We start from the raw sequence: 13,449 nt of genomic DNA, 5'->3' as shown, positions 1-13,449 counted from the left end.
TATTTTTGAATAGAATAATTTTTAGCTGCAGAATGTAGATATACGGTTGACTTTTTGCGTTTTTTATATTATCATCAATATGTTGTTATTTTGTGGTTGTGTGGAAGTTTGTCATACAATTTCAGAATTCTTTTCTTTTGTTCTTTACTCCAAACACAATATTCCACGCAAATGTGAGATAATATTGATGTTTGATTTTTTGATTGGAGCGTACCGGATTGGATAAGTTTGTGATATCTGGCGGACACAACCTAAACGGCGAAGTTGAAATAAGCGGGGCAAAGAATGCGGCAATTGCAATTCTTCCCGCTACCATTCTTTCTGACGGCGTATGCCGTATTGAGAACATTCCAAATATAACCGACGTCAATTCCATGACGCGAATTCTATATGATTTGGGAGCAAAAATCAGAATTCCTAATAAAGCTTCCATTGAAATTGATCCTACTCCAATAAACACGTATATTGCATCAGAAGAACTTGCGCGCCATATGCGTGGTTCTTATTATTTGATGGGCGCACTCCTCGGGCGTTTCCATCATGCAGTAGTAACGATGCCCGGTGGCTGTGACTTTGGTGTAAGGCCCATTGACCAGCACCTGAAGGGATTTGCAGCACTTGGCGCAAAATACCGTATCGAGGGCGGTATGGTCGACATTTATGCAGACAAATTAGTTGGCAACAGCATTTACCTGGATGTTGCCTCTGTTGGTGCGACCGCTAATATTATGTTGGCGGCTGTTCGCGCTGAAGGAAATACCATCATTGAAAACGCGGCAAAAGAGCCGCACATTGTCGACCTTGCAAACTTTCTGAATTCAATGGGCGCAGATATTCGCGGCGCGGGAACCGACGTAATCAAGATCTTCGGTGTTTCCAAACTGAACGGTACAAACTATTCTATTATTCCTGACCAGATAGAAGCTGGAACTTATATGGTTGCAGCAGCTGCAACCTGCGGAAACGTGCTTGTTCGCAACGTTATTCCGAAACATCTTGAGTCTATTTCAGCCAAGCTGGAAGAAATGGGCGTAACGGTTGAAGAATACGATGATTCCATTCGCGTATGCAGGAATGGAAAACTGCACAAGTGCAATATCAAGACAATGCCGCACCCGGGCTTTCCGACAGATATGCAGCCTCAAATTGCCGTGCTTCTTTCCCTCGCCGAAGGGACAAGCATCATAAACGAAAGCGTATGGGATAACCGTTTTCGTTATGTTGAAGAATTGAAGCGCATGGGTGCTCAAATTTCCGTAGATGGCAAATTAGCGATTGTGGAGGGAATTGATCACTTTGATGCAGCGCCTGTAAAAGCAACTGACTTGCGTGCAGGTGCCGCGCTTGTAATTGCCGGTCTTTGCGCACGCGGTGTTACACAGATTGAAAATATTCAACAAATTGAGCGTGGATACGAAAATATTGAAGGAAAGCTTCGCAAGCTCGGTGCAGATATACGACGTGTTCACATTCCTGAGCCTGAGGCTGCACAGGCAATCTAATAACAAAAGGATTGGTTGCTGCCAATCCTTTTTCTTTTGGGGGAAATATGGCCAGATTTTGTCCGCTTTTCAGTGGAAGCACTGGAAACAGTTATTACATAGGCTCGGCAACTGACGGAATTCTGATTGATGCCGGCCGTTCTGCAAAACAAATATTAGAAATGCTCAAAGCCTGTGACATTGACCCCGCTAAAATTAGGGCAATTTTTGTTACACATGAGCATTCCGACCATGTGTCAGGACTGCGTGTTTTAGCCTCGCGCTTAAAAATCCCCGTTTACGCTTCGTCAGGCACGCTAAATGCGCTCCAAAAAATGGGCTGCGTGAACGACAAAATCGAGTCCTTTGTAATTCCAAAAACAGGGATTGAAGCAGCTGGGATGAAGATTTCTCCGTTTCCGATTCCTCATGACAGTGCAGAATGTTCCGGCTACCGCATTGATTTACCGGATGGCAGAAAAATAGCTCTGTCCACAGACTTGGGCTATCTTTCGGAGGAGGTTCGGCGTTCTCTGGAGGGCTCAGACCTTGTTGTGCTCGAATCGAATCATGATGTAAGAATGTTGGAAAACGGACCATATCCGTATGTTTTGAAACGCCGGATTCTATCGAAAACCGGACATCTTTCCAATGACGACTGCGCTGCCGAACTGGAATATCTTGTTCGCAATGGTTCAACGCGTTTTGTACTCGCCCACTTAAGCCGGGAGAATAACACACCAGAACTTGCCTTCCAGACTTCGCTTTGTTCTCTGCGCATGTCCGGAATGAAGCAGGGAATCGACTTTGAACTGTATGTAGCTCCGATTGCAAATACGGAGACCCGTACGATTGTTTTTTGAGAAATTGCCATGATGAAGCTTCATTTGATTTGTGTCGGAAAATTAAAAGAATCTTATTGGCGCGATGCGTTCGCCGAATATGAAAAACGGTTAGGGCAATTCTGTAATTTCAGCTTGACGGAACTGCCGGAATGCCGCCTTCCGTCAGACCCTTCCGCAGCGCAGATTGCTGCTGCTTTGGAGAAAGAAGGGGAGTGGATTGAAAAAGCATCAACCGGCTCCAAGGTAATTGCTTTATGCATTGAAGGGAAACAGTTCTCTTCCGTTGAGTTTGCCGAAAAAATGGAATCTTATGGTGTTCAAGGTTATGGCTCAATTGATTTTATTATCGGGAGTTCTTTTGGGTTGAGTCAACGTGTGAAAGAAAAAGCCGATCTACGAATTTCTTTCTCTCCAATGACATTTCCGCATCAACTTGCTCGAGTTATGCTGATGGAACAGATTTACCGCGCTTTTCAAATTATCAATCACGGAAAATATCATAAATAAAGCTCAGCAGTAATCTGCTGAGCTTTTTTGTATTCAATTCAGTTTTACGCGCTGAATTTGCTTTTCAGAGCCTTCACCGTTTCCGGTGCATCCGCAGCCGTAACCAAAAGGGAAATATCAACTTCAGAAGTCGTAATCAGTCTGATATCGCAATCAACACTAGCAGCAGCTGCAAAGACTTGTGCAGCAAGCCCCGGTGCGTTCACCATATTCGGGTCATAGACGGAAATTTTGCAGTTTCCGCTGCTTACAATCGCTTTTACACGGACTTTGTCGCGAAGTTCAGATGTAAAGCTAAGTATCTTGTCAAGGTCAGCATCTGCGATTGTGAAGGACACAGAAGTGTTTGAACCTTGGGACGGCGCTAAGGAAATCATGTCAACGTCTACACCGAGCTGGCCGATTTTCTGAAATACATCAGCAACAAAGTTCAGTTCCGGTGGGCAATCTTGCAGGACAATCAGCGTGATGTCTTCTTTTACGGATACTTTTGGTGAGAGTGCCATGCAAAAGACCTCCTATTTTAATAAATCAGGCATACTGTAAAGTCCTACGCCTTGACGTGACAAAAACTTAGCCGCATTCAAGGCGCCCAAGGCAAAAATATCGCGTGACTCCGCTCTGTGCGACAATGTTATCACTTCGTGCTGACCGGCGAAAATCACATCATGTTCTCCGACAATCGTACCGCCGCGGATGGAATGAATTCCAATGTCAGCTTTGTCTCTAGGCTTACGCTGTGAATGGCGATCATAGACATAGTGCATCTCTTTGCCGAGTGCGGAAGAAATACCATCGGCAATCATAAGTGCTGTACCGCTTGGAGCATCCAATTTCCTGTTGTGGTGTTTCTCAACAATTTCGATATCAAAACTGTTTCCGAGAACCTTTGCGGCAGTTTTTGAAAGCTCAATCAGCAAATTCACACCGAGTGACATATTTCCGGAGAAAAACACCGGAATCTGTTTTGACGCAAGCTTAATTTTACTGATTTGCTCTTGCGAATAACCTGTTGTGCAAAGAACAGCAGCAACGCTCTTTTCAAGGCAGAAGTCCAACAGCGAGTCCAGTAGGGAAGGGTTTGAAAAATCAATCAGGACATCCGCCTCTTGCGTAATTTCCTTGGGTTGGCTGAAAATAGGGAAATCTGAAATCGCGGTGTTTTTGATATCAATTCCTGCTACAATTTTACAATCGTCCATGCTTTTCGCGCAGGATGTGACTGCAGCACCCATGGAGCCACAGCACCCGCTTAAAATAATTCTAAGCATACCTCTTGAAACTTCCTTTTTAATATTCAGGCAAGCAATCCGTATTTTTGAAGAGTCTGGCGAAGCTTGGCTTCATTTTCTTTACTGATTTCAGTAAGGGGAAGGCGGCATTTGCCGCAGTCCCAACCAACCATATTCATCGCAGCCTTAACCGGCATCGGGTTGACGTCGATGAACAAAGTGTTCATTACGTCGAGATACTTTAAAAACAGCTGCCTGCTTTCTTTCTCATTCCCTTGGAAATCGAGATGACAGATATCGCTCATAACTTTTGGAATTATGTTCGCACTGGTTGAGATGACGCCCTTTCCGCCGATGGAAAGAATCGGGAGCGTCAGATTGTCTTCGCCGGAATAGATGGCAAGATTCTCGCCGCACAACGCCGCGGTTTTAGCAGCCGCTGCAAGATCGCCGTTTGCCTCTTTTGTTCCCACAATATTGGGATGTTTGGAAAGCTCAAAATAGGTCTCCGGCATAATATTACATCCAGTTCTGGATGGGATATTATATAAGATAATCGGGAGGTCAACGTGGTCAGCAATGTAAGTAAAATGCTTCACAAAACCAACCTGTGACGTTTTATTGTAATACGGCGTTATCATCAGAAGGCCATCGGCGCCGACACTCTGTAGGTCTTTGGAAAGCTCCAGCGCATAAGCAGTGTTGTTGCTTCCTGAACTTGCAATTACAGGAATCTTCTTAGCGACACGCTTGACAATGAATTCAACGACCTTACAGTGCTCTTCGTGGCTCAGCACTGGTGATTCACCTGTTGTGGCGCAGGCTACAATCGCATCGGTACCATTCTGAAGATGATAATCTACGAGCTTTCCGAGCGTATCATAATTGATAGAACCGTCCGCATGCATCGGCGTAACCAGTGCCACGGCGGAACCGGTAAACAATTCTTTTTTCATGTTCATAGCCTCCCCGTAAGGAATCGGGTTTATCGTTGCAGACAGAGATTAATCGAGGTAACCTTTGGCACAGAGAAGTTCTGCCATCAGAACACCGCCGCCGGCTGCACCGCGCAGGGTGTTGTGAGAGAGACTGACAAACTTGTAGTCATACTGGGTATCCTCGCGGAGTCTGCCGATGGAAATAGCCATTCCGTTTTCAAGGTTGCGGTCAAGTCTTGCCTGCGGGCGGTCATCTTCATGGAAATAATGCAGGAACTGTTTCGGGGCACTTGGCAGTTTCAGCTTTTGAGGCTCGCCGCTGTAATTCTCCCATCTTGCAATGATTTCTTCCACCGGAATTTTCTTTTCCATCGAAACAAAGACCGCCGCCGTATGGCCGTCGGAAACGGGGACACGCAGGCACTGCGTTGTGATATCCGGCTTTACGGCGTTAACAATAATGCCGTTTTCAACATGCCCCCAAACCTTCAATGGTTCATTCTCAGATTTTCCTTCTTCACCCCCGATAAACGGAATTAGGTTGTCAACCATTTCAGGCCATGTCTTAAAAGTTTTTCCTGCACCTGAAATTGCCTGATAAGTGCATGCAAGTACTTTTGTAACGCCTAAATCAAGAAGGGGCGTAATTGCAGGCACATAACTTTGGATGGAACAGTTCGATTTTACAGCAACAAAGCCACGTTTTGTTCCAAGACGTTTGCGCTGTGTCTCAATGACAACAGCATGATCCGGGTTGATTTCAGGAATAATCATCGGAACATCGGGGTCACCACGGTGTGCACTGTTATTCGAGATAACCGGACATTCCAATTGAGCATAAGCATCTTCTAGCTCTTTCGTTTTCTGTTTATCCATATTTACGGCGCAGAAAACAAAATCTACACTCTCAGCAATCTTCTTTTTGTCTTTTTCTGCGTCATATACAACCATATTTTTAACGCGCTCGGGAAGGGGAGTGGTCATTTGCCAACGACCGCCAAGGGCCTCTTCATAAGTCTTTCCGGCGGAACGTGAACTTGCTGCAAGCACGGCAAGCTGAAACCACGGGTGGTTATCCAGCAAGGTGATGAAGCGCTGACCCACCATGCCGGTTGCACCGATCACTCCTACGCGATACTTCTTCATATTGTGAAAACCTCCTATAATATTCTATGATAATATTGGAAGAAAAATCTGACAATATTCCAAGATAATAGATAATAAAAAAGCCGGTTCTAAAACCGGTCATCATTTATGGAGAATAAATACAAATCGAACGATGCTGCAACTCTTGCAGCACATTGATTTGATAGCGCTCCATCAATAAATGATGACAGTCGGGACACTATTCGCATCACGACCAGGCAAACGCAATCCGTCAAGCGTTCCCTTCGGCAGAATTTCCTTTCACAGCCATTCCTCGACCCACGGCGGTCTCCCGGCAGCTAATCATAAATTCTGCGCCTCTATCTACGGGATTATTAAATTAAAAATATAATACCATGTGTTGCTATTAGTTGTCAATTTATTTATAATAGACTGCGGGTAAAAGGTAAATTATAAATAGGAGATTATATAGAATGGGATTAAACCTAAATGAAATGAAAACAAGCGACTTTTATTATGACCTTCCGAAAGAATTGATAGCACAAACGCCAGTGGAGCCGAGAGATTCCTCTAGGCTTCTTCTTTTGAATAAAAAGACCGGGGAAATCGAGCATAAGCATTTTCGCGATATTATCGACTACCTGAACCCCAACGACTGCCTTGTGCTGAATGACTCTCGTGTTCTGCCTGCAAGATTATTCGGTATTAAAGAAGATACCGGAGCAAAAGTAGAATTTCTTCTGCTCAATCACAAGGAAGGCGACGTGTGGGAAGTCCTTACAGGTCCGGGCAGGCGCGCAAAGCCCGGTTCACGTTTCACTTTCGGCAACGGTGAACTGAAGGCAGAAATTCTCGACATTGTCGAAGACGGTAACCGTCTTGCTCGCTTTACCTACGACGGCAACTTCTATGAAATTTTGGACAAGATTGGTCAGATGCCGCTTCCGCATTATATCAAATCGGAATTGAAGGATAAGGAGCGCTATCAGACGGTTTACTCGAAAGAAGTCGGTTCTGCCGCTGCCCCAACGGCTGGATTGCACTTTACACCTGAGCTGTTGGAAAGGATTCAGAAAAAGGGAGTCAAGCTCGCCTTTGTAACGCTTCATGTCGGCTTAGGCACCTTCCGCCCGGTAACCGTGGAAAAAATTACGGAGCATAAGATGCATTCCGAGCATTACTTTATGCCAAAAGCATCTGCGGATATTATCAATGAAACAAAGAAAAACGGCGGTAGGGTCATCTGCGTCGGAACAACAAGCTGCCGTACCCTGGAAGGTGTCGCGGCAAAAGAGGGATGTATCAAAGAGAGCGCAGGCTGGACCGATATTTTCATTTATCCCGGTTTTGAGTTTAAGGCTATGGATGGATTGATTACGAATTTCCATTTGCCGGAAAGCACGTTGATTATGCTTGTTGCAGCGCTAGCCGGGTATGATCACACGATGAATGCATATCGTGTAGCTGTTCAGGAAAGATATCGCTTTTTCAGCTTCGGCGACGCGATGTTTATTTATTGATTTTTTGGGAAATGCGGTGTTTTTGATTCCATGTATCGCTTAATAAAATTGGAAGGTAAAGCAAGGCGCGGAGAATTTGTTACTCCTCACGGAACGATTCAGACTCCTGCATTTATGAACGTAGCAACCTGTGGTGCAATTAAAGGTGCCGTTTCTGCGCTGGACCTAAAAGAACTAAAATGTCAAGTCCAGCTTTGCAACACATATCACCTTCATTTGCGCCCGGGCGACGAAATCGTGAAAAAGCTCGGTGGACTTCAGAAATTTACCCGCTGGGACGGCCCAATTTTGACCGACAGCGGCGGATTTCAGGTTTTTTCCCTTGCGAAGCTGCGTAATATCACAGAAGAAGGAGTCACCTTTGCTTCTCATATCGACGGCCACAAAATTTTCATGGGGCCCGAACAAAGCATGCAGATTCAATCAAACCTAGGCTCCACAATTGCCATGGCCTTTGACGAATGTGTCAAAAATCCCGCAGAATATGACTATGCCAAAGCCTCTTGCGAGCGCACCATACGTTGGCTTTACCGCTCCAAGAAGGAAATGGACCGTCTCAATGCTCTGCCGGACACAATCAACAAGAAACAGATGCTGTTTGGCATCAATCAGGGAAGCACATACGAGGACCTGCGAATTGACTGCATGAAACGAATTCGGGAGCTTGATTTGGACGGATACGCAATCGGCGGGCTGGCAGTAGGTGAGAGTGCAGAAGAAATGTACCGTGTGATTGAAGCGGTGGAGCCGGAAATGCCTGCGGACAAGCCCCGCTACCTGATGGGCGTAGGCACTCCCACAAACATTCTTGAGGCTGTTCGGCGCGGTGTTGACCTTTTTGACTGCGTTATGCCTACACGAAACGCCAGACATGGGCACGCCTTTACTTGGGAAGGTTGTCGCAATATGCTCAATGCAAAATATGAGCTGGATGAACTTCCTTTGGATCCACAGTGCGACTGCCCAACATGCAGAAACTTCAGCCGGGCTTACATTCACCATTTGTTTAAGAGCGGAGAAATGCTTGCAATGCGCTTATGCGTGATGCATAACATTTACTTTTACAATACTCTGCTGGAAAAGATCAGGGAAGCACTTGATGCAGGTAATTTTGAGAGCTTTTTTGCCCGCTATGTAAAAGTACTTGGACAAAGAATCTGAAATTGCTTGCGCCTGGTCAGAATTATTGGTATAATCAAAACATCATTATGGAGGTGTAAACTTAATGTCTTTTCATTATCTGGCCGCCGCAGCAGCAGATTCGTCCACAAGCATCTGGGTTGCAATAGGCTACATGGTCTTTTTCTTCATCCTTCTATATGTTCTGTTGATTCTGCCGCAGAACAAGAAGAAGAAAAAAGAAGAAAAGATGCGCAACAGCATCCAAATTGGTGACGAAATCGTGACAATCGGCGGAATCGTCGGCAAAGTCGTTGGTATTAAAGAAGACAACGAAGCGTTCATCATTGAAACCGGTACTGACCGTTCAAAGCTAAAAATTAAGAAATGGGCAGTCGGAAGCGTTCTTACAATTCATGACGACGCAGATTAATCTGCTCCAAACCTTTATGAATATCAGCCGCTCCCTAAGAATATCTATTTGTATGGATTATTGAAGGGGGCGGCTTTTTCATGAGACAATCTGGTGCTTCCGGCCAAAAAACGGTACTTCTCACTATCCGTGCTGTGGTAATCGGTTCTGTTGTAGGAGCATTGGTGTGTGCCCTTCTTCTCGCTTGCCTTGCTTTTGCCTTTGTTTCTGCGGAAAGTATTCCTCATAATTTTCTTTCAGCATTCATCATAGCTGTAACCATAATCAGTTCCTTTGTGGCTGGAATCGTAACGGTAAAATTTACAAAGCAAAGAGGCCTTCTTTGCGGAAGCGCAGCCGGGCTGCTTCTATTTTTAATTTTTTTCGTTGCCGGCGTTGCAGTTTCACAGGGTCACACCAGCGCAGAAGTGTTCATGCGGTTAATTATGATGCTGCTTTCCGGCGGAATCGGCGGTCTGCTTGCCGTTAACGGAAAATCCCGCCGAAAATAACCTTTTCCTAAAGATTATAGCGTGCTATAATAATGTTCAGCAAAACTCCCATAATCACAGGACAAAAACTGTTGGGGCTGAGTATAAGCTCAGGCTTTTTTACTCTGCTTGCACAGTGCTTGCACAGTTCGGAATATGAGATAATATTAGCCATTACGCTGATAGGGGACAGAAGGCTGTCCCTCAATTTATTCTTGCGGGAAATATCTGGATGCTCCGGCGAAAAAATTTCGTGCTGACATAGAACCGCTTTGTCCAACATACATTTTATCAGTATATTCCGGAAGGAATGAAATGTATGAGCGTCTTAGCGATTCATTTCCCGCATTACAGACCGCATTATAGAAAATATGGCAGAAAGTCCAGTTTCATGGATTTGTGCAACGACATAAAGCAGGCAATCATAATGAATAAAGCGATTTGCCTGCTAGCTCTTTTACTCCTTGCAGGCATGACAGTAGGTGCGGTTGTATCTCGGAACGCCGGTTTCCGGTCAATCAGCCGCCTCGACTTTTTATTTGCGGGCAATTTCAAAGCAAGATTGGATCAGCCGTTTGTAACAATCTTCTCTGCTTCATTTGCCTCGGCTTTTCTGTTTATTCTGGCTTGTTTTCTCTGCGGGCTTTCGATATGGGGGGCGTTTTTACTGCCTGCCATTCCATTTTTTCGAGGCTTTGGCCTTGGGCTTACGTCCGGATTTCTGTATGCAACGTACGGATGGAAGGGGTTTCTATATAATTTATCCGTAATACTTCCCGGAGCCTTTTTGTGCTGCATAGCCATTTTGCTCGCCACTCTGGAAGGAATGCGCTATTCCCGGTCACTCGCGCTTCATAAAGTTTACGCACCCGGCGGGAAGCCAATCAGAACTTATATAACCCGTTTTGCCGGATTTTTAGGGTTTGCTTGTGTTGCAGCGATTGTAGACACTCTGATGTCTGCGCTGTTTGGGGGATTTTTTTCGTTTTGATAAAGGGGGAGAGAGGGGTTATGGTAGATCATCTCTCGGAATTTGAAGATTATCTGCGAAATAAGAAGTCTGTTTCTGTAAATACGGCAGGTTCTTATCTTCGCGATCTCAAACAATTTTTGTTGTTCTGTGAAAACATTCATATTGAGCCGTATTTGATAAATAAAGAATGTATGTTAAAATATATTGAGTATCTGTCCAATCAAGGCAAATCGGATGCTACCATCCTTAGAAATATCGCTTCGCTTCGCTGTTATTTCGGTTTTCTTCTTGCATCAGGAAAAGTCACATCAAATCCTGTTGAGCAAATCGTTTTGAAGAGACCCGAAAAAAAACTTCCTCAGATATTAAGCGGAAACGAAACAGAGCTGCTGCTTTCCCAACCGGATACCAAAACTCTGAAGGGCTGCAGGGACAAGGCTATGCTGGAACTGCTTTACGCAACCGGTATCCGCGTTTCAGAGCTTATTTCCCTTAATATTGACGATTTGGACCTGAACGCTGGAATTTTACATTGCCGCGGAAACAAATCGAACCGTGAAATACCCGTTTATGCGGCCGCTGTCAACGCTGTTTCCGATTATTTGCTTCGGGTTCGCCCCAAAATATCGTCCCCAGAAAGTGGACAAGCGCTTTTTCTAAGTGTAAACAACCGAAGAATGACAAGACAGGGTTTTTGGAAAATCGTCAAACAGTATGCGAAACAAGCGAAGATTTCCAAGGAAATAACTCCTCACACTTTGAGACATTCTTTTGCTTTGCATCTGCTGGAAAACGGGGCAGACTTAAAAGATATACAAGTTATGCTTGGACATGCGGACATCTCTTCGACGCAAATCTATGTCCGCATGATGAATGATCATTTTAAGGAAGTCTATAATCATTGCCATCCAAGGGCAAAATTAAGTTAGGAGTGAAAATCAATGGGCTTGCTGTTTGGAAATTATGACAAGCCAGGGCCTGGCGTTCCAAAGAACGCTCCGCCGTTAAAACCTGTGCCGCGTTTCTTTTCAATTTTACAGCGAAAGTTTTTTGATCTGGTTAAATTAAACCTTCTTTTCTGTATACCGGTTGCTGCTGTAGCAGCGCTTTGCTACTTCGTGTCTACAATCACACCAATCGTTGCGATTGACCTGCTTCCACTGATTCTTCTTTCTCCATTCTGTGCAGGATTGACCTTTGTAACGAGAAATTACGCTAGGGAAGAGCACGCCTTTATTTTTTCGGATTTCGTGGACGCAGTAAAAAACAATTGGAAGCCATTTTTGGTAAATGGAATTCTTGTTTATGTTTTCACGAATATAATGATTGTTGCAATCAGCTATTACCACAATCTTAGCTCCCAGAACATAATTGGTACAATTGCTACAGTCCTTTGTATTGTAATATCCTATATCGTGCTCTGCAGCCAATATTATGTTCCTGTTATGATTGTCACGTTTGATTTGAAACTGACCCAAATTCTCAAAAATTCCTTGATTTTTGCGATTATTGGTCTGTTACCCAACTTTATCACAACGCTTCTTTTGGCTCTTTTGGTCGTATTATATTTCGTTTCAATTATTATGCCTCTCACAATCATTATCATGGTCTGCTTCACAATTTTCCTGGTTTTTGCCTATTGCTCTTTTCTCATTAACTTCGCAGTATATCCGCTCGTGGATAAAATGATGATTCAACCGTACCTGAAAATGCAAAAAGAAAACAAAAAAGATGAATCCGAAGATGAAGAAGTGGAATCAGACTTCGTTGACCGCATCTGATTCACTCATCGGACTTCTCGCGGCGCTTTTGCTTTACACCTGACAAGGGGTTTGACTTTGCAGCTTTAGCCATCTGTTCATTGGAAACATGTGTATAAATTTCGGTGGTCCCAAGGTTTTCGTGGCCGAGGATGTCTTTGAGAATTCGGATATCGACATGACCATGCTGATACATAAGGGTGGCTGCGGTGTGACGCAGTTTATGAACTGAGTAGCCGGGGCCGCCCAAATCGATTTGGGCAAGGTATTTTTTCACTATGTATTGCACCGTCTTAGCGCTAATTCTTTTGCGTTGACCGCTGATAAAGAGAGCTTTTTTATCAATTACTCCGTCTCTTGGCCGAACAGCAAGGTACTTTTTCAGCGCGTCGATACATGCGTCGTTCAAGTAGACCATGCGTTCTTTGTTGCCTTTGCCGGTAATTTTTATGGTTTGAGTGCTGAAATGAACATCATTTAAATCAAGATTAACAAGCTCCGATAACCGCATACCGCAGTTCAGAAAGAGCGTTATGATGCAATAATCGCGTTCGCGGTTTTTTCCATCAATTTTTGATAGTAATTCTAGGCACTGTTCCAAAGTCAAATACTTTGGCAGTGCTTTTTTTAATTTTGGCGTTTCCAGCTCCTGAACAGGATTTTTGCTCAGTTTGCCGGTTTTGTTTGTAAGGTAGTTAAAAAAGCTCCTTAGGCTTGAAACTTTTCTGGAACGAGTAGCAACGCCATTTTTTCTTTCCGTAGCAAGGAAATTCATATATTCAAAGACTTGTGTTAAATCAATTGTTTTAATGAAATCCAAGTCTATATCGTCGATCTTGATTTGTTCAAAATCAACATCTTTCGGAACAAGACCACGTTTTAGCTTCATGTATCGGAAAAAAGTTCTGAGGTCTAAATAGTACTCGGAAACAGTCTTCGGAGATTTTCCTTTGATCGTACCGATATATCCGAGAAACTCCCGAATAATCGGCGGTGCTTCTTGAAATGGATCGCAGCTCATTTTTCGCAAGATGCCTCCCCTAATTTATACAAAATATTTATTT

Annotated in this window: 15 protein-coding genes and 1 riboswitch; of the genes, 10 read left to right on the top strand and 5 right to left on the bottom strand. The window is 44.2% G+C overall.

Annotation, left to right across the window (positions count from 1 at the left end):
• The first annotated feature begins 218 nt into the window (after positions 1 to 218).
• The 3 genes from murA to rlmH are packed head-to-tail and all read left to right on the top strand — an operon-like array spanning position 219 to position 2,833.
• A complete protein-coding gene (gene murA / locus NOG13_RS03680) occupies positions 219 to 1,502 on the top strand; it encodes a UDP-N-acetylglucosamine 1-carboxyvinyltransferase (protein ID WP_283110928.1) in 1,284 nt (427 codons plus the stop codon).
• Between the two features lie 47 nt (positions 1,503 to 1,549).
• Positions 1,550 to 2,344 (top strand): MBL fold metallo-hydrolase, encoded by a 795-nt coding sequence (locus NOG13_RS03675; RefSeq protein ID WP_283110927.1) that lies wholly within the window; start codon positions 1,550 to 1,552, stop codon positions 2,342 to 2,344.
• 9 nt (positions 2,345 to 2,353) lie between these two features.
• The gene (gene rlmH, locus NOG13_RS03670) at positions 2,354 to 2,833 is read left to right on the top strand and encodes a 23S rRNA (pseudouridine(1915)-N(3))-methyltransferase RlmH (RefSeq protein WP_283110926.1); all 480 of its coding nucleotides are present in this window, start codon (positions 2,354 to 2,356) and stop codon (positions 2,831 to 2,833) included.
• 44 nt (positions 2,834 to 2,877) lie between these two features.
• Here rlmH and NOG13_RS03665 read toward each other — a convergent pair whose 3' ends face one another.
• From NOG13_RS03665 to asd, 4 genes are read right to left on the bottom strand one after another with little or no spacing between them, the layout of a single operon-like run.
• Positions 2,878 to 3,339 carry an ACT domain-containing protein gene (locus NOG13_RS03665; RefSeq protein ID WP_283110925.1) on the bottom strand — a complete coding sequence of 154 codons (462 nt, stop codon included), beginning with the start codon at positions 3,337 to 3,339 and terminating at the stop codon, positions 2,878 to 2,880.
• Between the two features lie 12 nt (positions 3,340 to 3,351).
• Positions 3,352 to 4,104, bottom strand: a complete 753-nt coding sequence (gene dapB / locus NOG13_RS03660) for a 4-hydroxy-tetrahydrodipicolinate reductase (RefSeq protein ID WP_283110924.1) — start codon at positions 4,102 to 4,104, stop codon at positions 3,352 to 3,354.
• A gap of 26 nt (positions 4,105 to 4,130) precedes the next feature.
• Entirely contained in the window at positions 4,131 to 5,021 is an 891-nt protein-coding gene (gene dapA, locus NOG13_RS03655; protein WP_283110923.1) for a 4-hydroxy-tetrahydrodipicolinate synthase, read from the bottom strand.
• A gap of 48 nt (positions 5,022 to 5,069) precedes the next feature.
• The gene (asd, locus tag NOG13_RS03650; protein WP_283110922.1) at positions 5,070 to 6,149 is read right to left on the bottom strand and encodes an aspartate-semialdehyde dehydrogenase; all 1,080 of its coding nucleotides are present in this window, start codon (positions 6,147 to 6,149) and stop codon (positions 5,070 to 5,072) included.
• A gap of 156 nt (positions 6,150 to 6,305) precedes the next feature.
• Positions 6,306 to 6,480: riboswitch (Lysine riboswitch) on the bottom strand.
• A 124-nt stretch (positions 6,481 to 6,604) separates the two neighbouring features.
• Here asd and queA point away from each other — a divergent pair.
• The 7 genes from queA to NOG13_RS03615 all read left to right on the top strand — a co-directional run bounded on the left by queA (position 6,605) and on the right by NOG13_RS03615 (position 12,406).
• A complete protein-coding gene (gene queA / locus NOG13_RS03645; RefSeq protein WP_283111144.1) occupies positions 6,605 to 7,630 on the top strand; it encodes a tRNA preQ1(34) S-adenosylmethionine ribosyltransferase-isomerase QueA in 1,026 nt (341 codons plus the stop codon).
• A 30-nt stretch (positions 7,631 to 7,660) separates the two neighbouring features.
• Positions 7,661 to 8,791 carry a tRNA guanosine(34) transglycosylase Tgt gene (tgt, locus tag NOG13_RS03640; RefSeq protein WP_283110921.1) on the top strand — a complete coding sequence of 377 codons (1,131 nt, stop codon included), beginning with the start codon at positions 7,661 to 7,663 and terminating at the stop codon, positions 8,789 to 8,791.
• A 64-nt stretch (positions 8,792 to 8,855) separates the two neighbouring features.
• Complete coding sequence (gene yajC / locus NOG13_RS03635; RefSeq protein WP_283110920.1) at positions 8,856 to 9,182, top strand: preprotein translocase subunit YajC; 327 nt, start codon at positions 8,856 to 8,858, stop codon at positions 9,180 to 9,182.
• Positions 9,183 to 9,262: 80 nt separating this feature from the next.
• Positions 9,263 to 9,673, top strand: a complete 411-nt coding sequence (locus tag NOG13_RS03630) for a TIGR04086 family membrane protein (RefSeq protein WP_283110919.1) — start codon at positions 9,263 to 9,265, stop codon at positions 9,671 to 9,673.
• Positions 9,674 to 10,079: 406 nt separating this feature from the next.
• Positions 10,080 to 10,643: a stage II sporulation protein M gene (locus NOG13_RS03625; RefSeq protein WP_283110918.1), complete on the top strand. Its 564-nt coding sequence runs from the start codon at positions 10,080 to 10,082 to the stop codon at positions 10,641 to 10,643.
• 20 nt (positions 10,644 to 10,663) lie between these two features.
• Positions 10,664 to 11,554, top strand: a complete 891-nt coding sequence (locus tag NOG13_RS03620) for a tyrosine recombinase (protein WP_283110917.1) — start codon at positions 10,664 to 10,666, stop codon at positions 11,552 to 11,554.
• 12 nt (positions 11,555 to 11,566) lie between these two features.
• Positions 11,567 to 12,406, top strand: a complete 840-nt coding sequence (locus tag NOG13_RS03615; protein ID WP_283110916.1) for a YesL family protein — start codon at positions 11,567 to 11,569, stop codon at positions 12,404 to 12,406.
• Position 12,407: 1 nt separating this feature from the next.
• Here the strand turns inward: NOG13_RS03615 and NOG13_RS03610 are convergent, their stop codons facing one another.
• On the bottom strand, positions 12,408 to 13,406 hold the full coding sequence (locus tag NOG13_RS03610) for a tyrosine recombinase XerC (RefSeq protein ID WP_283110915.1): 999 nt from the start codon (positions 13,404 to 13,406) through the stop codon (positions 12,408 to 12,410).
• Positions 13,407 to 13,449 lie beyond the last annotated feature (43 nt).

It is taken from the genome of Thermocaproicibacter melissae, assembly GCF_024498295.1.
Lineage (GTDB): Bacteria > Bacillota > Clostridia > Oscillospirales > Acutalibacteraceae > Thermocaproicibacter > Thermocaproicibacter melissae.
This window is presented reverse-complemented; position numbering and strand designations above follow the sequence as displayed.

Bases quoted from the DNA above. Each gene is read 5' to 3' on its own strand.
- NOG13_RS03630 (WP_283110919.1), top strand. From the start codon at position 9,263: ATGAGACAATCTGGTGCTTCCGGCCAAAAAACGGTACTTCTCACTATC.
- rlmH (WP_283110926.1), top strand. From the start codon at position 2,354: ATGATGAAGCTTCATTTGATTTGTGTCGGAAAATTAAAAGAATCTTAT.
- NOG13_RS03675 (WP_283110927.1), top strand. From the start codon at position 1,550: ATGGCCAGATTTTGTCCGCTTTTCAGTGGAAGCACTGGAAACAGTTAT.
- tgt (WP_283110921.1), top strand. From the start codon at position 7,661: ATGTATCGCTTAATAAAATTGGAAGGTAAAGCAAGGCGCGGAGAATTT.
- asd (WP_283110922.1), bottom strand. From the start codon at position 6,149: ATGAAGAAGTATCGCGTAGGAGTGATCGGTGCAACCGGCATGGTGGGT.
- NOG13_RS03615 (WP_283110916.1), top strand. From the start codon at position 11,567: ATGGGCTTGCTGTTTGGAAATTATGACAAGCCAGGGCCTGGCGTTCCA.
- NOG13_RS03610 (WP_283110915.1), bottom strand. From the start codon at position 13,406: ATGAGCTGCGATCCATTTCAAGAAGCACCGCCGATTATTCGGGAGTTT.
- queA (WP_283111144.1), top strand. From the start codon at position 6,605: ATGAAAACAAGCGACTTTTATTATGACCTTCCGAAAGAATTGATAGCA.
- NOG13_RS03625 (WP_283110918.1), top strand. From the start codon at position 10,080: ATGAATAAAGCGATTTGCCTGCTAGCTCTTTTACTCCTTGCAGGCATG.
- dapB (WP_283110924.1), bottom strand. From the start codon at position 4,104: ATGCTTAGAATTATTTTAAGCGGGTGCTGTGGCTCCATGGGTGCTGCA.
- NOG13_RS03665 (WP_283110925.1), bottom strand. From the start codon at position 3,339: ATGGCACTCTCACCAAAAGTATCCGTAAAAGAAGACATCACGCTGATT.
- dapA (WP_283110923.1), bottom strand. From the start codon at position 5,021: ATGAAAAAAGAATTGTTTACCGGTTCCGCCGTGGCACTGGTTACGCCG.
- NOG13_RS03620 (WP_283110917.1), top strand. From the start codon at position 10,664: ATGGTAGATCATCTCTCGGAATTTGAAGATTATCTGCGAAATAAGAAG.
- yajC (WP_283110920.1), top strand. From the start codon at position 8,856: ATGTCTTTTCATTATCTGGCCGCCGCAGCAGCAGATTCGTCCACAAGC.